34 protein-coding genes are annotated in these 22,771 nt (G+C 64.8%); all 34 read left to right on the top strand.

Annotated features, from left to right (window positions below):
- Positions 1–108 precede the first annotated feature (108 nt).
- The 34 genes from rplP (at position 109) to groES (ending at position 22,770) form a co-directional block, all read left to right on the top strand.
- A complete protein-coding gene (gene rplP, locus R2770_10695; GenBank protein MEZ5280934.1) occupies positions 109–525 on the top strand; it encodes a 50S ribosomal protein L16 in 417 nt (138 codons plus the stop codon).
- Positions 525–740, top strand: coding sequence for a 50S ribosomal protein L29 (gene rpmC / locus R2770_10690; GenBank protein ID MEZ5280933.1), 216 nt, complete (start codon positions 525–527; stop codon positions 738–740). The genes rplP and rpmC overlap by 1 nt, the downstream gene beginning before the upstream one ends.
- Positions 740–1,021: a 30S ribosomal protein S17 gene (rpsQ, locus tag R2770_10685; protein MEZ5280932.1), complete on the top strand. Its 282-nt coding sequence runs from the start codon at positions 740–742 to the stop codon at positions 1,019–1,021. The genes rpmC and rpsQ overlap by 1 nt, the downstream gene beginning before the upstream one ends.
- A complete protein-coding gene (rplN, locus tag R2770_10680) occupies positions 1,018–1,386 on the top strand; it encodes a 50S ribosomal protein L14 (protein MEZ5280931.1) in 369 nt (122 codons plus the stop codon). The genes rpsQ and rplN overlap by 4 nt, the downstream gene beginning before the upstream one ends.
- A gap of 1 nt (position 1,387) precedes the next feature.
- Positions 1,388–1,696, top strand: coding sequence for a 50S ribosomal protein L24 (rplX, locus tag R2770_10675; GenBank protein ID MEZ5280930.1), 309 nt, complete (start codon positions 1,388–1,390; stop codon positions 1,694–1,696).
- 20 nt (positions 1,697–1,716) lie between these two features.
- A complete protein-coding gene (gene rplE, locus R2770_10670) occupies positions 1,717–2,259 on the top strand; it encodes a 50S ribosomal protein L5 (GenBank protein ID MEZ5280929.1) in 543 nt (180 codons plus the stop codon).
- Positions 2,259–2,444: a type Z 30S ribosomal protein S14 gene (locus R2770_10665; protein MEZ5280928.1), complete on the top strand. Its 186-nt coding sequence runs from the start codon at positions 2,259–2,261 to the stop codon at positions 2,442–2,444. Before rplE ends, R2770_10665 begins: the two co-directional genes overlap by 1 nt.
- Positions 2,445–2,457: 13 nt before the next feature.
- A complete protein-coding gene (rpsH, locus tag R2770_10660) occupies positions 2,458–2,862 on the top strand; it encodes a 30S ribosomal protein S8 (GenBank protein MEZ5280927.1) in 405 nt (134 codons plus the stop codon).
- 6 nt (positions 2,863–2,868) lie between these two features.
- Positions 2,869–3,408, top strand: a complete 540-nt coding sequence (gene rplF, locus R2770_10655) for a 50S ribosomal protein L6 (protein MEZ5280926.1) — start codon at positions 2,869–2,871, stop codon at positions 3,406–3,408.
- 28 nt (positions 3,409–3,436) lie between these two features.
- Positions 3,437–3,793, top strand: a complete 357-nt coding sequence (gene rplR, locus R2770_10650; protein MEZ5280925.1) for a 50S ribosomal protein L18 — start codon at positions 3,437–3,439, stop codon at positions 3,791–3,793.
- Positions 3,793–4,425: a 30S ribosomal protein S5 gene (gene rpsE / locus R2770_10645; protein ID MEZ5280924.1), complete on the top strand. Its 633-nt coding sequence runs from the start codon at positions 3,793–3,795 to the stop codon at positions 4,423–4,425. The genes rplR and rpsE overlap by 1 nt, the downstream gene beginning before the upstream one ends.
- Positions 4,422–4,616 carry a 50S ribosomal protein L30 gene (gene rpmD, locus R2770_10640; protein ID MEZ5280923.1) on the top strand — a complete coding sequence of 65 codons (195 nt, stop codon included), beginning with the start codon at positions 4,422–4,424 and terminating at the stop codon, positions 4,614–4,616. Before rpsE ends, rpmD begins: the two co-directional genes overlap by 4 nt.
- Before the next feature lie 6 nt (positions 4,617–4,622).
- Complete coding sequence (rplO, locus tag R2770_10635; protein ID MEZ5280922.1) at positions 4,623–5,114, top strand: 50S ribosomal protein L15; 492 nt, start codon at positions 4,623–4,625, stop codon at positions 5,112–5,114.
- A 48-nt stretch (positions 5,115–5,162) separates the two neighbouring features.
- The gene (gene secY, locus R2770_10630; GenBank protein ID MEZ5280921.1) at positions 5,163–6,485 is read left to right on the top strand and encodes a preprotein translocase subunit SecY; all 1,323 of its coding nucleotides are present in this window, start codon (positions 5,163–5,165) and stop codon (positions 6,483–6,485) included.
- The gene (locus R2770_10625; GenBank protein MEZ5280920.1) at positions 6,482–7,051 is read left to right on the top strand and encodes an adenylate kinase; all 570 of its coding nucleotides are present in this window, start codon (positions 6,482–6,484) and stop codon (positions 7,049–7,051) included. The genes secY and R2770_10625 overlap by 4 nt, the downstream gene beginning before the upstream one ends.
- A 157-nt stretch (positions 7,052–7,208) precedes the next feature.
- Positions 7,209–7,433 (top strand): translation initiation factor IF-1, encoded by a 225-nt coding sequence (infA, locus tag R2770_10620; GenBank protein MEZ5280919.1) that lies wholly within the window; start codon positions 7,209–7,211, stop codon positions 7,431–7,433.
- Between the two features lie 98 nt (positions 7,434–7,531).
- Complete coding sequence (gene rpmJ, locus R2770_10615) at positions 7,532–7,645, top strand: 50S ribosomal protein L36 (GenBank protein ID MEZ5280918.1); 114 nt, start codon at positions 7,532–7,534, stop codon at positions 7,643–7,645.
- Between the two features lie 14 nt (positions 7,646–7,659).
- Complete coding sequence (gene rpsM / locus R2770_10610; protein MEZ5280917.1) at positions 7,660–8,040, top strand: 30S ribosomal protein S13; 381 nt, start codon at positions 7,660–7,662, stop codon at positions 8,038–8,040.
- A gap of 38 nt (positions 8,041–8,078) precedes the next feature.
- Entirely contained in the window at positions 8,079–8,477 is a 399-nt protein-coding gene (rpsK, locus tag R2770_10605) for a 30S ribosomal protein S11 (GenBank protein ID MEZ5280916.1), read from the top strand.
- A 2-nt stretch (positions 8,478–8,479) separates the two neighbouring features.
- Positions 8,480–9,097: a 30S ribosomal protein S4 gene (gene rpsD / locus R2770_10600; protein MEZ5280915.1), complete on the top strand. Its 618-nt coding sequence runs from the start codon at positions 8,480–8,482 to the stop codon at positions 9,095–9,097.
- Positions 9,098–9,128: 31 nt separating this feature from the next.
- Positions 9,129–10,079, top strand: a complete 951-nt coding sequence (locus tag R2770_10595; protein ID MEZ5280914.1) for a DNA-directed RNA polymerase subunit alpha — start codon at positions 9,129–9,131, stop codon at positions 10,077–10,079.
- Between the two features lie 23 nt (positions 10,080–10,102).
- Positions 10,103–10,441, top strand: a complete 339-nt coding sequence (rplQ, locus tag R2770_10590; GenBank protein ID MEZ5280913.1) for a 50S ribosomal protein L17 — start codon at positions 10,103–10,105, stop codon at positions 10,439–10,441.
- Between the two features lie 58 nt (positions 10,442–10,499).
- Positions 10,500–11,240: a tRNA pseudouridine(38-40) synthase TruA gene (gene truA / locus R2770_10585; protein ID MEZ5280912.1), complete on the top strand. Its 741-nt coding sequence runs from the start codon at positions 10,500–10,502 to the stop codon at positions 11,238–11,240.
- A gap of 127 nt (positions 11,241–11,367) precedes the next feature.
- Positions 11,368–11,820, top strand: a complete 453-nt coding sequence (gene rplM, locus R2770_10580; protein ID MEZ5280911.1) for a 50S ribosomal protein L13 — start codon at positions 11,368–11,370, stop codon at positions 11,818–11,820.
- Between the two features lie 17 nt (positions 11,821–11,837).
- Positions 11,838–12,230, top strand: coding sequence for a 30S ribosomal protein S9 (gene rpsI / locus R2770_10575; protein MEZ5280910.1), 393 nt, complete (start codon positions 11,838–11,840; stop codon positions 12,228–12,230).
- A 10-nt stretch (positions 12,231–12,240) separates the two neighbouring features.
- The gene (gene glmM, locus R2770_10570; GenBank protein ID MEZ5280909.1) at positions 12,241–13,578 is read left to right on the top strand and encodes a phosphoglucosamine mutase; all 1,338 of its coding nucleotides are present in this window, start codon (positions 12,241–12,243) and stop codon (positions 13,576–13,578) included.
- Positions 13,579–13,621: 43 nt separating this feature from the next.
- The gene (locus R2770_10565; protein MEZ5280908.1) at positions 13,622–17,047 is read left to right on the top strand and encodes an SIS domain-containing protein; all 3,426 of its coding nucleotides are present in this window, start codon (positions 13,622–13,624) and stop codon (positions 17,045–17,047) included.
- The gene (locus tag R2770_10560) at positions 17,044–18,468 is read left to right on the top strand and encodes an NAD(P)H-hydrate dehydratase (protein ID MEZ5280907.1); all 1,425 of its coding nucleotides are present in this window, start codon (positions 17,044–17,046) and stop codon (positions 18,466–18,468) included. The genes R2770_10565 and R2770_10560 overlap by 4 nt, the downstream gene beginning before the upstream one ends.
- Positions 18,465–19,601: an alanine racemase gene (alr, locus tag R2770_10555; protein ID MEZ5280906.1), complete on the top strand. Its 1,137-nt coding sequence runs from the start codon at positions 18,465–18,467 to the stop codon at positions 19,599–19,601. Before R2770_10560 ends, alr begins: the two co-directional genes overlap by 4 nt.
- Before the next feature lie 36 nt (positions 19,602–19,637).
- On the top strand, positions 19,638–20,138 hold the full coding sequence (gene tsaE / locus R2770_10550) for a tRNA (adenosine(37)-N6)-threonylcarbamoyltransferase complex ATPase subunit type 1 TsaE (protein ID MEZ5280905.1): 501 nt from the start codon (positions 19,638–19,640) through the stop codon (positions 20,136–20,138).
- On the top strand, positions 20,132–20,830 hold the full coding sequence (tsaB, locus tag R2770_10545; protein MEZ5280904.1) for a tRNA (adenosine(37)-N6)-threonylcarbamoyltransferase complex dimerization subunit type 1 TsaB: 699 nt from the start codon (positions 20,132–20,134) through the stop codon (positions 20,828–20,830). The genes tsaE and tsaB overlap by 7 nt, the downstream gene beginning before the upstream one ends.
- Positions 20,827–21,384 carry a ribosomal protein S18-alanine N-acetyltransferase gene (gene rimI / locus R2770_10540; protein ID MEZ5280903.1) on the top strand — a complete coding sequence of 186 codons (558 nt, stop codon included), beginning with the start codon at positions 20,827–20,829 and terminating at the stop codon, positions 21,382–21,384. Before tsaB ends, rimI begins: the two co-directional genes overlap by 4 nt.
- Positions 21,384–22,400 (top strand): tRNA (adenosine(37)-N6)-threonylcarbamoyltransferase complex transferase subunit TsaD, encoded by a 1,017-nt coding sequence (gene tsaD / locus R2770_10535; GenBank protein ID MEZ5280902.1) that lies wholly within the window; start codon positions 21,384–21,386, stop codon positions 22,398–22,400. Before rimI ends, tsaD begins: the two co-directional genes overlap by 1 nt.
- 79 nt (positions 22,401–22,479) lie before the next feature.
- Complete coding sequence (groES, locus tag R2770_10530) at positions 22,480–22,770, top strand: co-chaperone GroES (protein MEZ5280901.1); 291 nt, start codon at positions 22,480–22,482, stop codon at positions 22,768–22,770.
- The last annotated feature ends 1 nt before the right edge of the window (position 22,771 follow it).

Genomic DNA, 22,771 nt, shown 5'->3' with positions numbered 1-22,771 from the left:
GGCCGACCCCGAATTCGAGAGGCTCCTCGCCGAAGAAGAGGAGATCGAGCGCAACACCCGCCAGTCGGGCGGTGGTGCCGAGCGCTTCCGACCTGGAGATGCCGACTGATGTTGATGCCCAAGAAAGTCAAGCACCGCAAGCACCAGCGCGGTCGCATGAAGGGCGCCGCCAAGGGCGGTGACACCCTGCAGTTCGCCGATTTCGGCATCCAGGCGCTCGAGCCGGGCTGGATCACTGCCCGCCAGATCGAGGCCGCACGTATCGCGATGACCCGTCACGTCAAGCGTGGCGGAAAGGTCTGGATCCGGGTCTTCCCGGACAAGCCCGTCACCGCCAAGCCAGCTGAGACCCGTATGGGCTCCGGCAAGGGCAACCCCGAGCGCTGGATCGCCGTGGTGAAGCCCGGTCGGGTCATGTTCGAGCTCGGTGGCGTCAACGAGGAGCTCACCCGAGCCGCCCTCGAGCGCGCCATCCAGAAGCTTCCGATCAAGGCCCGCATCGTCAGCCGTGAAGGAGCGATGTAATGGCCAAGGATCTGCGCCAGCTCGACGACGGTCAGCTCGTCGAGCGCCTGGCCGAGACCAAGCAGGAGCTTTTCAACCTGCGCTTCCAGTTCGTAACCGGCCAGCTCGAGAGCCCGGCCGCCGTGACGAAGGCCAAGCGCCAGGTAGCCCGCATCAACACCATCTTGCGCGAACGCGAGATAGCTGCCGCCGAGCGCCTGGCGGAGGAGAGCTGATGTCCACCGAGTCCGTCAACCCAGACGAGCGGCCGAACCGCCGCAAGGTCCGCGAGGGCCTGGTCGTTTCCATCTCGATGGAAAAGACCGCCGTTGTCGCCGTGGTCGAGCGGGTACGTCACCCGCGCTACAACAAGACTGTCCAGCGCACCAAGAAGCTCTACGTCCACGACGAGGACAACGACGTGCGCATCGGTGACCGGGTTCGTGTCGCCGAGACGAGGCCCCTCTCGAAGACCAAGCGCTGGCGCTTGCTCGAGGTTGTGGAGCGTGCGCGATGATCCAGCAGGAGACGCGCCTCAAGGTCGCCGACAACAGCGGCGCTCGCGAGGTTCTTTGCATCAAGGTGCTCGGTGGTTCTCGCCGGCGCTACGCCACGGTCGGTGATGTGTTCATCGCCACCGTCAAGGACGCCATACCAGGCGCCAACGTCAAGAAGGGCGACGTCGTTCGCTGCGTGGTGGTTCGCACCCGCAAGGAACGTCGCCGTGCCGACGGCTCGTACATCCGCTTCGACGAGAACGCAGCCGTGCTCATCAACAACAACAACGAGCCCCGGGGTACGCGCATTTTCGGCCCCGTCGGTCGTGAGCTTCGCGAGAAGCGCTTCATGCGCATCGTGTCGCTCGCCCCGGAGGTGCTGTGACATGAAGATCAAGAAGGGCGACCGAGTCCGGGTGCTCGCGGGCAAAGACCGTGGTGCCGAGGGCGAGGTCATCCACGTCGACCCAAGAGCCAACAAGGTGCTCGTCGAAGGCGTGAACATCGCCAGGCGTCACACCCGGCCCACCCAGGTCAACCAGCAGGGCGGCATCATCGACAAGATCATGCCGATCAACGCTTCGAACGTTGCGGTTGTTTGCCCCAAGACCGGCAAGGCCGGCCGGGTGGGCTACCGCACCGAAGGCGGAACCAAGGTGCGCTTCCACAAGGTGTCTGGGGAGGAGCTGTCGTGACAACCGCGATCGAACCCCGTATGAAGGCCATCTATCGAGACGAGGTGCGCAACGCCCTCAAAGACGAACTCGGCCTCCCGAACATCATGATGGTTCCCAAGCTCAGCAAGATCAGCCTCAACATGGGCGTGGGCAGTGCCCTCACCAACCGGGCCAATCTCGATGGCGCCTTGTCGGACCTCACCACCATCGCCGGTCAAAAGGCAGTCCCAACACGGGCCAAGAAGTCGATCGCCGGCTTCAAGCTCCGCGAGGGCAACGCAATCGGTGCGCGGGTGACCCTGCGCGGGAACCAGATGTGGGAGTTCTACGACCGCCTGGTGACGCTGGCCATTCCCCGCATTCGTGACTTCCGGGGTCTCAACCCCAAGGGTTTCGACGGGCGTGGCAACTACACCTTCGGTGTCACCGAGCAGTTGATCTTCCCCGAGATCGACTACGACAAGGTCTCGGCGACCAGGGGTCTGAACATCACCCTTGTGACCACCGCAACCACTGACGACCACGGACGCGCTCTTCTCAGTGCGCTCGGATTCCCGTTCAAGCGGGAGGGACAGGACTAATGGCCAAGAAGGCACTCATCGAGAAGCAGAAGCGCACTCCCAAGTTCAAGGTGCGCGCCTACAGCCGCTGCAACCGCTGCGGCCGGCCTCACTCGGTCTATCGCAAGTTCGGCCTGTGCCGCATCTGTTTCCGCGAGATGGCCCACGCCGGCGAACTGCCGGGCGTGACCAAGGCGAGCTGGTGAGGGGGTACCGCCAATGACCATGACCGACCCCATCGCCGACATGCTGACGCGTATTCGCAACGCATCTCAGGCCCGCAAGGACGCCGTGTCCATGCCGTCCTCCAAGCTCAAGGAAGCCCTCGCCGGCATCCTCGCTGCAGAGGGCTATATCAACGGCTACAAGGTGGAAACACCCGAAGGCCGCCCGCAGAACACACTGAAGATCGATCTCAAGTACTCAGAAGACCGTAAGCAGACCATCTCGGGTATCACCCGTGTGTCGAAGCCCGGCCTTCGCGTGTACAGCAAGTCCGACGAGGTCCCACGGGTCCTCGGCGGCCTCGGTATCGCAGTGTTGTCGACCAGCCAGGGACTCATGACCGACCGTGAAGCGCGCAGGCGCAAGGTCGGTGGTGAGGTGCTCTGCTACGTCTGGTAGGTACTCATGTCTCGAATCGGTAAAGCACCAGTCGCCATCCCCGGCGGCGTAGAGGTGAAGGTCGACGGCGACGATGTTGTCGTCAAGGGCCCCAAAGGCCAGCTCACCCAGGCCATCCCGGACGGCATCTCGGTCTCGGTAGAGGACGGCACCGTCTCGGTGACGCGTGGCGACGACGAGGGCGAAACCCGCTCGCTGCACGGCCTGACCCGTGCCCTCATCGCCAACATGGTCAAGGGTGTCAGCGACGGCTTCACCAAGGAACTGTCCATCGTGGGTGTCGGCTACCGCGCCCAGGCGAAGGGCCCAGGTGAGCTCGAGCTGGCTCTCGGTTTCTCGCACCCCGTCTCGGTGGTGGCCCCCGAGGGCGTCACCTTCGAGGTCCCCACACCGACCAGCATCAAGGTCTCCGGAATCGACAAGCAGCTGGTCGGACAGGTCGCCGCTGACATCCGCGAGTACCGCAAGCCAGAGCCCTACAAGGGCAAGGGCATCCGGTACGTCAACGAGTACGTACTCCGCAAGGCCGGCAAGGCCGGCAAGTGATCAAGCGCGCACAGTAGGCACGAGCACCATGAGCAACAATCAACACGCACGAGCTCGGCGACACACCCGGGTTCGCAAGAAGATCATCGGCACCCCGCAGCGGCCGCGCCTCGCGGTGTTCCGCTCGAACCGCCACATGGTCGCCCAGGTAATCGACGACCTCAACGGTCGCACCCTTGCCGCCGCGTCGACCCACGAGTCGGACATCCGTCAGGCTGGCGTCACGGGCAACAAGGACGCTGCCACCCGGGTCGGCAGCCTGATCGCCCAGCGCGCCTCGGCCGTTGGGGTTTCACGTGTCGTCTTCGATCGCGGCGGCAACCAATACCACGGCCGTGTCGCGGCACTGGCCGACGCCGCTCGCGAGGGCGGACTGGAGTTCTGATGGGTAACAACAACCAACGTGGTAACCGTCGCGACGAGAACCGTCGCCCCGAGCGCGATCGCAATGGTCGTGACGCCGACGGTCTTCGCGAGTCTCGAGTCATCGACATCAACCGTGTCGCCAAGGTCGTCAAGGGCGGCCGCCGGTTTGCCTTCACAGCCCTCGTTGTCATCGGCGACGGCGCCGGTCGCGTCGGCCTTGGCTACGGCAAGGCCAAAGAGGTGCCGCTGGCTATCCAGAAGGGCACCGAAGAGGCGAAGAAGAACCTCTTCGAGGTTCCCCTGGCCGGCTCCACCATCACCCACCCCGTTCTGGGCGAGCTCGGTGCAGGCAAGGTACTGCTGAAGCCGGCTTCTCCCGGTACCGGCGTGATCGCCGGCGGTGCAGCCCGAGCCATCCTCGAAGAGGCCGGCATCCACGATGTATTGGCCAAGTCGCTCGGATCTTCGAACCACATCAACGTCGCAAAGGCGACCATCGAGGGTCTCAAGGACCTGAAGCGCCCTGACGAGATCGCAGCGGCTCGAGGCCTGTCGCCCGAGGAGTGCATCCCGGCCGGCGTTCTCAATGCGTACCGCGAGACTCAGAGGGCCAAGGCCGTGGCCTCGGTCGACGAGGAGGCTGCATCGTGAGCGGTGCAAACTTGAAGGTCACCCAGGTGCGCTCGGCCATCGGCTCGAAGCCCGTTCATCGCGGAACACTTCGTGCCCTCGGTCTGGGTCGCATCGGCAAGTCGAACACTCTGGCCGACGGGCCGGTGCTCCAGGGAATGCTGCGCAAGGTCGCACACCTGGTCGCCGTCGAACCGGCCGAAGAAAGCTGATCTCAGATGCTCAAGCCACATGACCTGCGCCCGGCAGAGGGTGCAAAGAAGGACCGTCAGCGTGTCGGTCGAGGCATAGCCGGCAAGGGCGGCAAGACCGCCGGCCGCGGCACCAAGGGCCAGAAGGCTCGCAGCAAGGTACCAGTCTGGTACGAGGGTGGTCAGTACCCCTTGCAGCGCAGCATCCCCAAGCTCAAGGGCTTCACCAACCCGTTCCGTGTCGAATATCAGGTGATCAACCTCGACGTCGTCGCGAGCCTCGGAGTCGACGAGGTGACCCCCGAACTTCTCCTCGAGAACGGTCTCATCGGCAAGAACTCGCTGGTCAAGATCCTTGGCCGCGGCGAGATCTCCTCCGCGGTGTCGGTCAAGGCTCACGCCTTCTCCAGGTCGGCCGAAGCGGCCATCACCGCCGCTGGCGGTACGGTTGAGACCCTGCCCCTTCCATTCGGCGGGCCGCGTCCGCCGGCCAAGGGCAATCAGCACACCAACCGCTGACGCCTTTCGAGGCCACGACACACCAGGGAGTAACGAGTGCTGTCGAGCATGCGCAACATATTCAAGGTGCCCGAGCTGAGGAACAAGATCCTCTTCACGGTCACGATCATTGCGCTCTACCGAATCGGAGCCCAGGTGCCGGTACCCGGCATCGACTTCGACCGAATCATCGAGCTGCGCGACAGCGCCGAACAAACCGGCGGCGTACTCGGCATCCTGAACCTGTTCTCGGGTGGCGCCCTCACCAACTTCGCCATCTTCGCGCTCGGGATCATGCCCTACATCACGGCGTCGATCATCATCCAGATCCTCACCGTGGCGATCCCCAAGCTCGAAGAGCTGCAGCAACAGGGTGCAGTCGGTCAGCGCAAGATCACCCAGTACACCCGTTATCTGACGCTTGCCATCGCGTTCCTGCAGGCCACCGGGATCACCTTCGTGTTCGGCCGTGGTGGTGGTTCGGCGTTGGGCAACAGCTCTGGCATCGAGGTGCTGCCTCAGTTCACCTTCGGGCGCGTGATGCTGGTGATCATCTCGCTCACCGCCGGCACAGCCCTGCTGATGTGGATGGGTGAGCTGATCAGCCAAAGAGGCGTTGGCAACGGCATGTCGTTGCTGATCTTCGCCTCGGTGGTGTCGGGCTTGCCATACGACGGCGCCCGTCTGCGGGCAACCGAGGGCAACCTCTACCTGTTCATTGCGATCATCGTGGCCATCGGCCTGATGGTGGCCATCATCTTCATCGAGCAGGGCCAGCGACGCATTCCGGTCCAATTCGCCAAGCGTCAGATGGGCCGGCGCATGTACGGCGGCCAGAGCACATACATTCCGCTCAAGGTCAACCAGTCCGGCGTCATCCCCATCATCTTCGCCAGCTCGGTGCTGTTCTTGCCCGTCCTGCTCTCGAATGTCATCAACTGGAGCTGGTTCCAGACATTCATCAACGACTATCTGACCCAGCCAGACAACCCGGTCTACGTGATCGTGTTCGGCCTGATGATCGTGGGCTTCGCCTACTTCTACACCGCGGTCACCTTCGACCCGATCAAGCAGGCCGACAGCATTCGTAAGCAGGGTGGCTTCATCCCGGGCATCAGGCCTGGGCCTCAGACCGAGCGTTACCTCGGCAAGGTGCTGTCTCGCATCACCTTGCCAGGCGCCCTGTTCATCGCTGCCGTCGCCCTGGTGCCTTCGATCCTGATCGCCATCACGGCCCCCGGCTTGGGTTCTGTCTCGGGCCTTGGCGGCGGTGGAGCTGCGCTGTCGTTCGGCGGTGTTTCGATCCTCATCGCGTCGGGCGTAGCGCTCGAGACGATGAAGCAGGTCGATAGCCAGCTGATGATGCGCAACTACGAGGGGTTCTTGAGATGACGCACAGGCTGATCGTCATGGGCAAGCAGGGTGCAGGCAAGGGCACCCAATGCGTGCGGCTCTCCGAGCGCTATGGCATTCCTCATATCTCGACTGGCGACATGTTGCGCGCCGCGGTCGAGGCCGGAACCGAGCTCGGCGAACGTGCCAAGGCGATCATGGACGCCGGGGACCTGGTTCCCGACGACCTGATGATGTCCATCGTCGAGGATCGCCTGTCGCAGCCCGACGCTTCCAACGGGTTCTTGCTCGATGGCTTTCCCCGCACATCTGTTCAGGCCGAGTGGCTCGACGGTGCGCTTGCCCCCGGGGGCGTCGACCTGGCGGTGAGCATCGAGGTGCCAGACGAGATCGTCGTCGAGCGGATGCTGTCCAGAGGGCGTGCAGACGACACCGAGGATGCAATCCGTCGTCGGCTCGATCTGTATTCGGAGCAGACCGCTCCGCTGCTCGACCATTACTCGTCCGCCAGCCGTCTTGTCACGGTCGACGGATTCGGCGACGAAGACACTGTCGAGGCCCGCTTGGCCGAGGCAATCGACGCCAGATTGGGCGGGGAGGAATAACGACCCGATCTAGGGCTTGGCTTGAGCCCTGCGGGACGCTATCCTGCAACGTCGGCCGAGTGCGCCCTTCCGCCGCTCGAGCTGCCGGCCACCACCGACTTGCGTTCAGCACAATACGTGTCGTGCCTGAATTAGGTCATCTACGAGGAGAAAGACACTGCCGAAACCCAAAGACGATGTGATCGTCCTGGAAGGAAAGGTCGTCGAGCCACTTCCGGGAGCGATGTTCCGAGTTGAACTCGACAACGGGCACAGCGTGCTGGCCCACATAAGCGGCAAGATGCGGATGCACTACATCCGCATCCTTCCAGGAGACCGTGTTCAGGTCGAACTGACCCCCTACGACCTCAGCCGCGGTCGCATCACATATCGGTACAAGTAGCCGGGCGCCAGCCAGGCTCACATCGTTCGGCACGCCCACCCGCAAGGTCGGGGAGGCTCTGACAAGGCGGCACTGCCAGAGGTCGTCATGAGGTCATCGTGAAGGTAAAACCAAGCGTCAAGCGAATCTGCGACAAGTGCCGCGTCATCCGTCGGCGCGGTCGAGTTCAAGTCATTTGCACCAACCCTCGCCACAAGCAGCGCCAGGGATAGGGGAGTAGCAACCAATGGCACGTATTGCCGGCATCGACATCCCCCGCGAAAAGCGCGTGGTCATCTCGCTCACCTACCTCTATGGCATCGGGCAGACCCGAGCCGAGAGTATCTGTGAGGCCACGGGCATCGACCCCAGCACGCGGGTCCGCGACCTCACCGATGACGAGGTCAACAACATCCGCGCTCACATCGACGAGAACTACAAGGTCGAGGGCGACCTTCGCCGCGATGTGTCCCAGGACATCAAGCGCAAGATGGAGATCGGTTGCTACCAGGGACTGCGCCACCGCCGTGGCCTCCCGGTTCGTGGGCAGCGCACCCACACCAACGCTCGCACCCGCAAGGGACCCAAGCGCACAGTGGCCGGCAAGAAGAAGGCCCCCCGCAAGTAGTTCGCCCCACGACCAGACATCGAGACATCGAGAGATCAATGGCAAAGCCACCAGCCGGGGGACGTCGCCCCCGCCGCAGAGAACGCAAGAACGTCACGCACGGCGTCGCTCATATCAAGAGCTCGTTCAACAACACGATCATCACCTTCACCGACCTGCAGGGCAACGCGCTCTCGTGGGCGTCGGCCGGAAACGTCGGCTTCAAGGGTTCGCGCACGTCGACCCCCTACGCTGCCCAGCAGGCCGCCGAGCAGGCAGCCCGCCGCGCCATGGAGCACGGCGTGCGCAAGGTCGATGTCGAGGTCAAGGGCCCGGGCTCGGGCCGCGAAACCGCTATCCGTTCCATCCAGAGCACCGGTATCGAGATCACCGGTATCAAGGACGTCACGCCCGTTCCCCACAACGGTTGCCGTCCGCCGAAGCGTCGGAGGGTCTGACAATGGCTCGTTACACCGGTCCCAAGGCCAGGGTTTCTCGCCGTCTGGGCGTCAACATCTGGGGAACTGCGGGTGAGACCAAGGCTCTCGACCGTCGCCCCTACCCCCCGGGCGAGCACGGCCGCGATCGCCGTCGCAACAACAACTCCGAGTACCTGGTTCAGCTCCAGGAAAAGCAGAAGGCCCGCTTCTCCTACGGGATGACCGAGCGCCAGTTCCGCAACGTCTACGACGAGGCGAGCCGTCGCCAGGGCGTCACCGGCCACCTGCTCCTGCAGCTCCTCGAACGCCGTCTCGACAACCTCGTGTACCGCGCCGGCTGGGCCGCAACCCGCCGCCAGGCGCGCCAGTTCGTCTCGCACGGTCACGTCAACGTGAACGGTCGTCGGGTCAACATTCCCAGCTACCGCGTCCGCAAGGGCGACGTCATCGAGCTTCGCGACAAGGCCCGCAACATGGTCGTCGTGCGCTGGAACCTCGACGTACTCGATCGGGCCGTTCCGGCCTGGCTCGAGTCGGGCGACGGCGGCCAGCAGGTGACCGTCCGCGAGCTTCCGTCTCGCGAGCAGATCGACATACCCGTCCGCGAACAGCTCATCGTTGAGCTGTACAGCAAGTAATTCGTTCCCCAGCGCCAGGAGTCAGCGCCAAATGCTCATCATGCAGCGGCCAACGGTGGAAGCCCTCGGAGAAGAGGACGGCAACCGTCAGAAGTTCGCCCTCGGCCCGCTCGAGCCAGGGTTCGGGTACACGCTCGGCAACTCGCTTCGGCGCACCCTGCTGTCGTCCATCCCCGGAGCAGCCATCACCCAGGTCAACTTCGACGAGGCTCTCCACGAGTTCGACACCATTGCCGGTGTCGTCGACGACGTCACCGACATCATCTTGAATCTCAAGGACGTCGTGCTCACCTGTGAGTCCGACGAGCCGGTATCGGTTCGTATCGACGCCCGCGGTCCGGGCGATGTCGTCGCAGGCGACATCCAGCTGCCCCCAGAGGTCAGCTGCCTGAACCCCGAGCTTCGCATCGCCACCCTCAACGACAAGGGCCGCCTCGCTGCGGACCTCACGGTCGAACGGGGCCGTGGCTATCTCAGTTCAGCCGGTGCTCCAGCCTCGTCGACCATCGGTGTCATCCCCGTCGACGCGATCTTCTCACCGGTGCGCCGTGTGGCCATCGAGGTCGAGCCGACCCGTGTCGAGCAAAGCACCAACTTCGATCGTCTGATCCTCGACATCGAGACCGATGGTTCGATCGCACCCCGCGACGCACTCGCCTCGGCGGGCGACACGCTGCGCACCCTCATCAGCCTCGTGGCCGATATGAGCGAGGAGCCACTCGGCCTCGACGTCGGCGAGCTTCCCCAGGCCGCGGGCGGGTCGCCCGACCTGGACCTCCCCATCGAGGATCTCGACCTTTCCGAGCGTCCTCGCAACTGCCTCAAGCGAGTGCAGGTCAACACCATCGGCGAACTGCTCACCAAGAGCGCCGACGACCTGCTCTCCATCACCAACTTCGGCCAGAAGTCCCTCGACGAGGTCATCGTCAAGCTCGATGAGCGCGGCCTCGCCCTACGCGGCATGTCGGCCGGCGTTTCCTAGGAGATTCCCTCATGCCCACGCCAATCAAAGGAAAGCGCTTCGGCGGCTCGTCGGCCCACCAAAAGGCCATGATGTCCAATCTCGCCGCATCGCTGTTCGCTGCCGAGGCCATCGACACAACCGAGGCCAAGGCCAAGGCGCTGCGCCCGATCGCCGAGAAGATGATCACGAAGGCGAAGAAGGGCGGACTTCACCGCCACCGCCAGCTCGTCTCGGAGCTGGGCGATATCGAGATGGCCCAGAAGCTGATCGACGACATCGCGCCTCGCTATCAGGATCGCCAGGGCGGCTATCTCCGCATCCTCAAGCTGGGTCCGCGCTACGGCGACAAGGCGCCGATGGCGCGCATCGAGCTCGTCTGAGCCGAGCACCGCAAACCGGTCGCTTGTGGCCCTCGCGGTTCACAGGTCAGCTGCGAGCTTGAGGGTCAGGCTCGACCTGGCCTATAGGGGCACCGCGTTTCACGGCTTCGCCGAGAATCCGGGTGTACCGACAGTCGAGGGAACCCTGCGGCGCGAGCTCGAACGTGTGCTTCGCCATGGCGTGTCGATCGACGTCGCTGGCCGCACTGACAAGGGCGTGCACGCCTCTGGTCAGGTCGTCAGCTTCTCTACAGAAGCCGATCACTTCGCGCCCGATCGGCTCCTCTCTTCGCTGAACAAGTTGTGCGCGCCCGATATCGCAGTGAAGCGTGTGTCGATCGTCGACCCCGACTTTCACGCCCGATTCTCGGCCACCGGCAGGCGATACGTCTATCGCATCCTCGACGGGACCACCCCCGATCCGCTGCGCTCCGATCTCGTGTGGCACATCACCGATGCCTTGGACCTCGAAGCCATGACCGCCGAGACGGCCGCCGTCGTCGGTGAACACGACTTCTCGGCGTTCTGCCGGCCACCCAAACACGACCCGCAGGCCTCACTGGTGCGCCACGTGCGACTGTGCGCCTTCAGCCGCACCGACGACGAGACGTGCCTGGAGATCGAGGCCAATGCCTTTTGTCATCAGATGGTGCGCTCGTTGGTGGGTGCACTCGTGGCCGTGGGGCGCCACCGCGCCGCGCCAGGTCTGATCGGGGCGATGCTGACGGCGCCAGACCGCGCTCGCGCGCCCTCGCCGGCGCCTCCACAGGGGCTCAACTTGGTAGAAGTGGCCTATTGATCCGGCCTCGGTGTTGCCATAGGCGATTGTGACGCCTATCCTTGCCCCTCGGCCCAACAACCGGTCGGGTCGTTTCGGGCGTGCCGCCGCGCCGCCGCCCAACCAGCTGTTTTCTGAGGTTTCTCTCGTGCGTACCTATTCCGTCAGCGCCAGCGAGATCGAGCGTAAGTGGTTCGTCGTCGACGCAACCGATCTCGTGCTCGGCCGCATGTCCACCGAGGTCGCTCGCATTCTCCGTGGCAAGCACAAGCCGACCTACACCCCACATCTCGACACCGGCGATCACGTGATCATCGTGAACGCCGACAAGGTCGTGCTGACCTCCGACAAGGCCAACACCAAGATGGTCTACCACCACACCGGTTACCCGGGTGGCATCCGCTCGGAGAGCTACGGCAACCTTTTGTCACGCAAGCCAGACGAGGCGATTCTGCGCACCGTCAAGGGCATGCTGCCGAAGAACCGCCTCGGCGCCCAGATGCTGAAGAAGCTCAAGGTATACGCCGGGCCCGACCATCCTCACGCTGCCCAGCAGCCAGAGCCTCTCGCCATCGACCACGCCCGCGCCGGCCAGCGCTGACCAACCGGAGACCACAAATGAGCGCACCTCTCGTCCAGTCAACCGGCCGTCGCAAGCGTGCTGTCGCCCGGGTTCGCCTGCGTGCCGGAAGCGGCCAGATCACCATCAACAAGCGGCCCTTCGAGGACTACTTCCCCTCGGCGACCCACCGCATGATCGTGTCGCAGCCCCTCGAGGTCACCGAGACCACCGAGGCCTACGACGTTGACGTCACCCTCGATGGTGGTGGTGTCAGCGGTCAGGCCGGCGCCCTTCGACTCGGAATCGCACGGGCGCTCATCGCTCTCGACCCCGAGGCTCGTCCGGCGCTCAAGTCTGCCGGCCTGCTCACTCGCGACGCCCGCGAGAAGGAGAGCAAGAAGTACGGCCTCAAGAAGGCCCGTAAGGCTCCCCAGTACTCGAAGCGCTGAGCCAGTCGAGGTGCGGTTCGGCACCGATGGCCTGCGTGGGCCCGCGAACTCCGAGCTGACCCCCGAATTGGCCCTGCGTCTGGGCCGCGCCGCAGCGCGCGTCATCGACGCACCTCGTTGGTTCGTCGCCCGCGATCCTCGCCGCAGTGGTCCGATGCTCGACGGCGCCGTCGCGTCGGGCCTCGCAGCCGAAGGGGTCGACGTATTCGACGTGGGTGTCATGCCAACACCAGGCGTTGCATATCTGGCGGCCGCCCATGACGCGGCCGCGGTCATGGTGTCGGCCTCACACAACCCCTGGTACGATAACGGGCTGAAGATTTTCGGCCGCGGCGGGCTCAAGCTCGACGATCAGACTCAGTCGACCATCGAGCGCGTGCTGGCGGGGCTGGCCGGCGCCGAGGTCGCTGGCGATCCGAAAGCTGTGGGCTGGATACACCGCGACCACGATTCGCTCGGGCAGTACCGCCAGATGTTGCTGGGCGCCCTCGAGAGCCGATCGCTCGCCGGTCTGGACATCGTCATCGACTGTGGGCACGGAGCCGCATCGCCCCTGGCGGGAGAGCTGTTCCGCGCCGCGGGAGCCGATGTCGAGGTCTTGCACGACCATCCTGACGGTCGCAACATCAACGACGGTGTTGGCTCGACCAATCCTTCACCGCTGGCTGCCAGGGTTGTGGCATCGGGCGCCGATCTGGGTCTGGCGCTCGACGGTGATGCCGATCGCCTCATCGCAGTAGATGCTCGAGGCAACATCGTCGACGGCGACCGTTTGCTTTGCATGTTCGCCCTGGACCTCGCCGAGCGAGGCATGCTGGCCGAAAACACACTTGTTGTCACCGTCATGTCGAATCTCGGGCTCCACCGCTCGATGGCGCGACATGGCATCGATGTCGCCGTCACCCCCGTCGGCGACCGTCACGTCCTCGAGGCGCTCGCGACCGGTGGATGGTCGCTGGGCGGCGAGCAGTCGGGACACATCGTCTTCGCCGACCTGGCCACCACGGGCGACGGCTTGTTGGCGGGCCTCCTGCTGAGCGATCTGATCGTCCGATCAGGCCGACCGCTGGGCGAGATGGCCACTGAGGTGATGACCACGGTGCCCCAGCTGTTGGTGAACATCGAGACCGCTGTCCGGCCAGACGATCCGGCCGGCGATCTCGCTTCAGAGATCGCAACTGCCGAGCAGCTGCTCGGGTCCGATGGGCGAGTGCTGGTGCGAAGCTCTGGCACCGAACCTCTGGTGCGCATCATGGTCGAGTCGACGACGGCTGAAATCGCGCAGCGGGCCGCCGACGGGCTTTCCGAAGCAGTTCGAGAACGATATGGGGTGGCCAAGGCCCACTGAGGTCGCGGTCGTCCGCCGATAGTCGAGGGGTACGCTCGCCGTCATGTGTGGAATCATCGGAGTCGTCCGCAAGCGCGACGACCGCACGCCCCTGGATCCGGCCGACGTGTTGGCTCGCCTTTCGATGGCTGCCGATTTGCTCGATGCAGCGTCAGTTGATCTCGACGTAGGTTCACTCGAGACCGCCGCCCAGACAGCGCAGCACCTGGACGCTGATCTTCGCTCACTGCCAGGAGTGCGGGCGTTGGTGGACGATCCCAAGGTTCTCGCCGACGTTGCGGCGTTGACCAACCGATTCCGTGTCTCGGTCGCTGCGATTGACAGTGCGGTCGATACCGGGCGGCTCGTTTTCGACGCTTCTACGGAGACCCTCAACCGGGTGCTGGTCGATCTCAAGGATGCCGCCTGGGCGCTCGAGCGCGACCGGGTCCGTAATGCTGCAGCGATTGCAGCTCTGGCTCCGGCCAATCCCACGATCGAGCAGGTTGCCGGATTCTGGTCCATTCAGGTGGCTTTGTCGGCCTTGGACCGGCTCGAGGTTCGCGGACGCGACTCGGCCGGTATCGAGGTGGTGGTCGAGAACCACGGTCTCGGGCCAGATGAGCTCGAGGCCCATTCCGAGCTGAGTGTGCGGTTGGGTGACGCGGTCTATCGGTCGGGTGCGGTGCGAGCCGACGAGCGGATTGCCGTGTTCGTCTACAAGGCGGCGGCCGAGATCGGTGAGCTCGGCGACAACACCGCGGCCTTGCGCGCTGCGATAGACGCCGACGAGTTGTTGACCCGCGCCATGTCGCGCCCGGGCGCACACACCACAGTGTTGGGACATACGCGGTGGGCGTCGATTGGCATCATCTCAGAGGCCAATGCCCATCCGCTCGACTCGTGCGAGCTGGGCAAGCTCGATGGTCCGTTGGTTACTTCGGTTCTCAACGGCGACGTAGACAACTTCGCCGACCTCAAGGCGCACCACCGGCTCGAGATCGCTCCAGAGATAACAACAGACGCCAAGGTCATCCCGACACTGGTTGCGCGCGGTCTCGAACGTGGCGACGATGCCCTGGAGGCGTTCCGGTCGTCGGTGGCGTCCTTTGAAGGGTCGGTCGCCATCGCAACCCACATCGTCGACGATCCGAGCTGCCTGTACCTCGCCCTGCGCGGCTCTGGCCAGGCGCTCTATGTGGGCTTGGCCGACCACGCCTATGTGGTGGCTTCCGAGCCGTACGGTGTGGTCGAAGAGGCCGGTACCTACCTGCGTCTCGATGGAGAGACTCCCGCAGACCCCGACAACCCCGTGGGTTCGCGGGGCCAGATCGTTCGTGTCGAGTCGAGCGGCGCCGGCACGACCGGCGGCCTCACCCGCATCTCCTACAGCGGAGAACACCTGCGGGTGGCCGAGGCCGAACTGGTCCGGCCAGAGATCACGACGCGAGACATAGACCTGGGTGACGCGCCTCACTTCTTCTTGAAGGAGGTCGGCGAGGCACCCGAGTCGTTCCGCAAAACCTTGCGGGGCCGCATCGTCGAGGCCGACGGACTTCTCGAGGAGAGGCTCGACGAGGGCGCCTTCCCGTCCCTCATCGCCGATCGACTGGGCAGCGGCCAGATCACCCACATCATCTCGATAGGGCAGGGCACAGCGGCCGTTGCCGGTGAGAGCCTCGGCGCTTTCTTGTCGAACCTGGCCCGAGGTTCGATCAAGGTCGAGTCTCGTCTGGCCACCGAGTTGTCTGGCTTCGGCCTTCAACCCGACATGTCGAACACCTTGGTGGTGGCGGTCAGCCAGTCGGGTACCACGACCGACACCAATCGCACGGTCGACCTGGTGCGGGGCCGCGGGGCCGCGGTGATCTCCATCGTCAACCGCCGCGGCAGTGATCTGACCGATCGGTCTGACGGGGTTTTGTATACCAGCGACGGTCGCGACGTAGAGATGTCGGTGGCTTCGACAAAGGCGTTCTACGCCCAGATCGCCGCTGGTGCACTTCTGGCCTGTGCCATCGCCCGGGCCGTCAATCCCGACTCGGCTCCGCGCCAAGAGATTTCCGAGCTGTTGTCGGCGATCCGTTCCCTGCCCGAGGCCATGGCCGAGGTGGTCGCCGAACGTTCGCGGATCGGCGAGATCGCCCGAAGGCACTCGACGTCGAAGCGATACTGGGCAGTCGTCGGAAACGGCATCAATGCGACTGCAGCCCGCGAGCTCAGGATCAAGCTGAGCGAGTTGTGCTACAAGGCGATCGCCTTCGACAGCACCGAGGACAAAAAGCACATCGACCTGTCCTCTGAGCCGATGATCATCGTGTGTGCCGCAGGCCTGGTCGGTTCGACCGCCGACGATGTCGCCAAGGAGGTAGCGATCTTCCGGGCGCACAAGGCCACTCCCATCGTGCTGGCTTCTGGCGACACCACCCGGTTCTCGGCGGCCGTCGACCTGATCTCGCTTCCGGCCGTGCATCCGTTGGTTGACTTCGTCCTGGCCACGGTGGCCGGGCATCTGTTCGGCTACGAATCGGCCCTGGCCATCGACGCGCTGGCGCGGCCGTTTCGCGAGTGCCGATCCATCATCGAGGGTGCGGTCGACGAAGGATGGGAGGCCGGCAAGTCCGACGAAGTGGTTGCCGCCCTCACCCAGCCGACCAGCCGCTTCTTCGATGGCATCCGCACCAACCAGTACGACGGCAACCTCGAGGCCAGCACGGCGGTGCGCCTGTCGACCCTATTGCGTTACGCGTCGGGGCTGATTCCCCTGGACCGATTCCAGGTCGACTTCGGCAAGGTCGGCACACCCGCAGTGGTCATCGAGGATCTGATGAGGGCATTGACCCTGGCAACCGACGAGCTGACCCGTCCGGTCGATGCGATCAAGCACCAGGCCAAGACCGTGACCGTGGGTATATCTCGCTCGGACGAGACCCTTCTGGAATCTGCGCTGGTTCGCGAGGTGCTCGCGGCCGGGACTCCTCGCGACCGGCTTTCCTACAGGGCGCTGCGAACCCTCAGCGCCCTCGATCCCGCCGTGCTCGAGGTCGTCGGATACACCCGCTATCGAATCGATGGCGACGTCGAGGGCGATGCTCTGGTGCAGGTCATCGACCGGGGCGGCATCTCACTGAACATCCCGACGCGCACCGAGTCGCTGCCGACCCTTCGGGGCACCAAGCACCGCGCCGCATTCGAGCGCGAGGTCACCGTCAGCAAGGGTCGCAGCGACAATCGCACGATCGTGCTGATACCCGAGGTCAAAGACACCCAACCGACTGGCCTGACGCTGCTGCACGTCAAGATGCCCGAGCGGCTGAACGCCGAAACCATGAGGGCGGTGATGCAGGGCTACAGAGGCCGGTACGCAGCCCTGAAGGATGCCGTCACAGAGACCGAGCCGAGCTTTCGTGACGATCTGCTGGCCACGGTGGATGTCATCGACTTGCTCAGCGAGCCGGTGTACGTGTTGGCCAAGCACTGGACGTCGTGAAGCTCGGGCGCTGGCGCGGTCTCGGTGTTTCGCCGATGCCGGTGCTGACGCCAGAGCAGGTGCGAGTCGTCGACTCGGCCGCCGGCGATCTCGATGAGCTGATCGGCCGGGCCGGATCGGTCGTCGCCCGGGTGGCCGTCGATGTTCTGGGCGGTACCTATGGCAGGCGGGTCGTCGTTATCGCCGGGCCCGGCAACAACGGAGCCGACGGCCGAGTTGCAGCCGCCCGGCTGAAGGCTGCCGGCGTTCGCGTCGAGTTGGTCGACCCCACCGTCGGTCTCGTCGGCCCAGCCGATCTGGTCATCGACGCCGCGTTCGGCACCGGGTTGTCCAGGCCATACGAACCACCACAGGTCGACGCGGGCACGCCGATACTCGCCGTCGATGTTCCCAGCGGTCTCGACGCGTTGACGGGCGCGAATCTCGGCGCGCTGGGTGCCACCACCACGGTCACCTTCGGAGCGCCGAAGCGAGGAATGTTCTTCGGCGATGGCCCAGAGCTGTGCGGGCAGGTCGTGGTGGCCGATATCGGTCTAGATCTGGCTCCAGCCCAGATCGACACCTGGTTGGTCGACGACGGACTGGCAGAGCGCGTCCTGCCGCACAGGCCACGCCGGGCGCACAAGTGGTCTGCGGCGGTCAGGGTCGTGGCCGGCAGCCCCGGCATGTGGGGAGCTGCACACCTGACCTCGTCGGCAGCGATGCGTGCCGGATCGGGGATGGTGGTGGTCAGCGGTGCCGGCGATGCCATCCCCGATGGATTGCCGGTCGAGGTCGTCGCCCGCTCGGCTGACGACCAGGCCGGCGCCGCACCGGCTGATGCTCGCGAAAGGGCTGCCAGGGTCGCGGCCGACCTCGACCGTTTCGGCTCGCTCGTGTTGGGGCCTGGTCTCGGGCGCGACCAGGACGAGTTCGTCGATGCGCTGGTGGCGCTCTCGCCGGTTCCGACCGTCATCGACGCCGACGGGCTGGGTTTTGCTTGGGGGCGTCCGGAGGTTCTTCGACGTGCGGGTGGTCCGGCGATAGTGACTCCACACGACGGCGAGTTCGCCAAACTCGTGGGCCGTCCACCCGGTCCCGACCGTGTCGGTGAATGCCGAGAGCTCGCTACACGTTCGGGTGCTGTGGTGCTGCTGAAGGGTCCTACGACGGTGGTCGCTTCGCCAACGGGAGCCTCGTGGTTGGTGACCGCCGGAGATCAGCGGCTGGCGACGGCGGGGTCGGGCGACGTGTTGTCCGGAATGCTCGGAGCCGTGCTGGCTCAGCTTCGACCTGACGCCGATGATGTCGACCAGGTCGCTCTGACTGTCGCGTGCGCAGCGCACTGGCATGGCTCGACGTGTGACCACTTGGCTGCCGGCACGGTTGCCTCCGACATCGTCGACGCTCTGGCGCGCACTCGGTCAGGATGGCGTCCGTGAACGAGGTGCCGCCCCGCCCGACTTTCTGCAGGATCGACCTCTCGGCGCTGTCGGGCAACATCGCGGCCATCGAACGTCATGTCGGCCCCGGGTGCATCGTCATGCCCGTCATCAAGGCCAACGCATACGGACATGGCCTGGATCTGGTGGTCCCGCATCTGGAGGCGACGGGTACCCGACGCGTCGCGGTCGCCTACCTGGAGGAAGGCATCGAGGTTCGAAGGTTGGGTTTCACCGGCGACATCCAGGTGCTCGGTGGAGCATTCCAACCCCAGATCGAATCGTTTCTCGATCACGATCTGATCTTGACCGTGCCCTCGACCGACAAGCTCGACGAGGTGGCGACCATCGCCCGCCGTCGAGGCGAGCGTCCGCGGGTGCACCTGAAGATCGACACTGGCATGGAGCGCATAGGGGTTCACCACGACAGGGCCAAGCCCTTCTTCGATCGGGCCTTCGCCTGTGAGGACGTCCAGGTCGAAGGTGTCTTCTCTCACTTCGCGAACGCCGATGCGGCCGACCTGGATCACGCCAAGAGCCAGCTCGAGCGATTCATGGTGGCCACCGAAGAGTTGCGCGGGCTCGGCGATCGGCCCCTATTCCACATCGCCAACTCGGGCGCGGTCGCCCAGCTCGCCGAGAGTCACCTCGACATGGTGAGGCCCGGCGTGCTCACCTATGGCGTGTACCCCAGCGCCGAGACCCAGCGCAGCATCGACGTGCTGCCAGTCCTGGAGTGGCTGTCGACGGTGATCTACTTCAAGGTCGTCAAAGCCGGCTCTCCGGTCGGGTATGGCTCGACCTGGGCTCCCGACGAGGCGACCCGCGTCATCACCCTTCCGGTCGGCTACGGCGATGGATATCCGCGCGCTGCATCCAACCGGTCTCGGGTGTTGGTTGGCGGAACATCCCGACGTGTCGTAGGACGCGTGTGTATGGACCAGACGATGGTCGACATCGGCTGGAGCACGGCATACAACGGCGACGAGGTGGTATTGATCGGAAGCCAGGGCGACGAGCGAATCACCGTCGAGGACCTGGCCGATTGGTCGGACACGATCCCCTACGAGGTGCTGACACGGGTGACCTCGCGAGTTCCGCGCATGGCGATCGGGCGCGATGGCGGGGTCTGACCCCCGAAGCGGATCGCGTCGCTAGCATCAGGAGGTGTGATCGAGGTCAAGAGCAGCTCTCCTGATGCCACCAAGGCCATCGCCGCGGCTGTCGCGTCGATGACACGTTCGGGCGACCTCATCGTTCTCACCGGCGATCTGGGAGCGGGCAAGACGGCGTTTGTGCAGGGTTTTGGCGCCGCACTAGGGGTCGTCGAGCGAATCACCAGCCCGACGTTCACCCTCGTACACGACTATCAGGGCGCTCAGCTGTTGGTTCATCACCTCGATGTGTACCGGCTCGAAGACGTCTACGAGGTGTTCGACCTGTCGCTTCCCGAGCTTCTCGACGACGGCTCGGTCACGATCATCGAGTGGGGCGACCGTGTGTCTTCGGAGCTTCCACCCAACTATCTCGAAGTTCGTCTTCGACTGGGCGACCCGGCCCGACCCGACGACAGAGTTCTCGAGTTTGTCGCGATAGGAAACGCGTGGGTCGACAGGCTCGCCGAGTTCGAGGTCGCCTTCAGTTCCCTAGAGGTTCCCGAGCCGTGTTGATCCTCGCCATCGAGACATCCACGCCCCAGGTCGGCGTGGCCCTCGTCGACTACGACGGGGTCTTGGCCAGCTTCCACGCAAACCGCGATCGCAGACACGCCGAAACCGTGGTGCCCGCCGTCGAGTTCTTGTTCCGGCAGGCCGGGGTGGGCCCATCGGACCTGGGCGCGGTGGCGGTCGACGTGGGCCCCGGATTGTTCACTGGGCTGCGTGTGGGCCTGGCCACCGCCAAGACGATGGCGCAGTCGCTGCGTATCCCCATGGTCGGGGTCTCCAGCCTCGATCTGCTCGCCTTCGCAGCGCGCATGAGCGACAGGCGCATCGTCGCCACAGTCGACGCCAGACGCGGCGAGGTCTTCGCTGCCACCTATCGCCGAGTACACGGTGGCGTTCAGCGTCTCACCGAGCCCGTTGTGGCTTCACCCGACGAGGTCGCAGGCCTGGTCGAGAGCTTTGGCGAAGACTGCCTGCTCGTCGGAGACGGGGCCGACAGGTACTCCGACATCTTGTCCAGAGTCCACGGCGTCGAGATCGGACGGGAAGGAATGCGGTTTCCGTCGGCCGCAGCGCTGGGCGAACTGGCCCACAGCCGAGCTGTGCGCGAAGAGTTCCAACAGCCTCGCGAGATCGAGCCGATCTACCTTCGCGGACCCGACGCCACCCCCAACTGGAAGAGTGCCGGGTTTTCATGACCGGGTCATCGTCCATGCCGGCGCGCTCGGCCTTGTCCATAGTGGTCGAGCCGATGACCAGGCGCCATCTGAAGGCGGTGCGCGCCATTGATGCGCAGTCCTATCCCTCGCCCTGGTCGACGGCGATGTACTTGCAGGAACTCGCCAATTCAGCGACCCGGGTCTATCGCATCGTTCGCGTCGAAGGCACAATCGCCGGCTACGGCGGGCTCATGAAGGTGGGACCCGATGGGCATGTCACCTCGGTGGCCACGCATCCGTCGTATCGGTCGCTCGGCGTGGCAACCAGGGCCATGCTCGGCCTGTGCCGAGGGGCGCTGGACCTGGGCTGTGAGGCGATGACCCTCGAGGTCAGGGTGTCGAACTCCAGGGCCAGTTCGCTCTATGAGCGATTCGGCTTCGAGGTGGCCGGGGTTCGCAAGGGCTATTACTCCGACAATGGTGAGGACGCTGCGATCATGTGGCTCAACGACATCGATACGTCGTCGTTTCGCGCCAAGCTGCGCGATATCGAAGCCGGCCTGACAGGCGCCACCGATTGGAGGTCGATCTGATGAGTGATCCTTCCGAACTCGTGGTGCTTGGCATCGAGACGTCTTGCGACGAAACGGCGGCCGCCATCGTGGTGGGTGGTCGCAGCGTGCGCAGCAACGTGGTGTCGAGCCAGATCGATCTGCACGCGGCCTATGGGGGCGTGGTTCCCGAGGTGGCGGGGCGGGCCCACGAGCAGAGAATCGCAGAGGTTCTGGCCGAGGCGTTGGTGGAGGCCGGGGTCGACTACCCCCAGATCGACGCAGTTGCCGCAACGGTGGGGCCGGGGCTGATCGGTTCGTTGCTGGTGGGGGTCAGCTCGGCAAAAGCGCTGTCTTTGGTGTGGGGGGTTCCCTTCGTGGGGGTCAACCATCTGGAGGCCCACTTCCACGCCGCCCTGCTCGACGAACCCGATCTCGAGTTTCCGCTGGTCATGCTGCTGGTCTCGGGCGGGCACACCATGCTGGTTGCTATGGAGGCGCCTGGGCGCTATCGGCTGTTGGGCTCGACCCTTGACGATGCCGCGGGCGAGGCATTCGACAAGGTCGCCCGATTCATCGATCTCGGCTACCCGGGAGGGCCGGCGATCGACGCCGTGGCTCTCGAAGGCGACCCCGAGGCGATCCGGTTTCCGAGGGCCATGCTCAACGACGGCTATGACTTCTCCTTCAGCGGTCTGAAGACCGCTGTGGTGAACCACGTCAGGGCCAATCCCGATGTTTCGGTGCCCGACGTAGCGGCGTCGTTCCAGGCCGCCGCCGTCGACGTGCTCGTCGAAAAGGCCAGGCGTGCGGCAGCAGACATCGGGGCGACGGGCATCTGCTTGGCCGGAGGAGTCGCCGCCAACAGCCTGCTGCGAGCCTCAACCGAGTTGGTGTGCGCCACCGAGGGTTTGTCCTGCCACCTTCCCAGCCGGGCGATGTGTACCGACAACGCCGCCATGGTCGCGGCCGCGGGCTGGTTCAAGCTCCAGGCTGAGGGTCCCGACACCCTCGACAGCGGTGCCAATCCCAGAATGGCTATCCGATTCGTCGACTAGGGGTTGTCGATCCGTGCGGACGAACGTATCGTTAGCACTCGCCATATGAGAGTGCTAATGCCCCACGGAGGCACATCACATGAACCTTCAGCCGCTCGAGGATCGCATTGTCGTGCGTCCCAACGATGCCGAGGAGACCACCGCCAGCGGTCTGGTCATTCCCGACACCGCCAAGGAGAAGCCCCAACAGGGCACTGTCTTGGCCGTCGGCCCGGGCCGTCGCTCGGACTCCACCGGTGAGCTCATCCCCGTCGATGTCGCGGAAGGCGACGTCGTCGTCTACAGCAAGTACGGCGGCACCGAGATCAGCATCGGTGGCCAGGACCTGCTCATCCTGAACGCCCGCGACGTGCTTGCGGTGGTGAAGTAGC

It is taken from the genome of Acidimicrobiales bacterium, from assembly GCA_041394185.1.
Taxonomy (GTDB): Bacteria; Actinomycetota; Acidimicrobiia; order Acidimicrobiales; family Poriferisodalaceae; genus JAAETH01.
The sequence above is the reverse complement of the archived record's forward strand: the minus strand, read 5'-3'. Positions and strand labels throughout refer to the sequence as shown.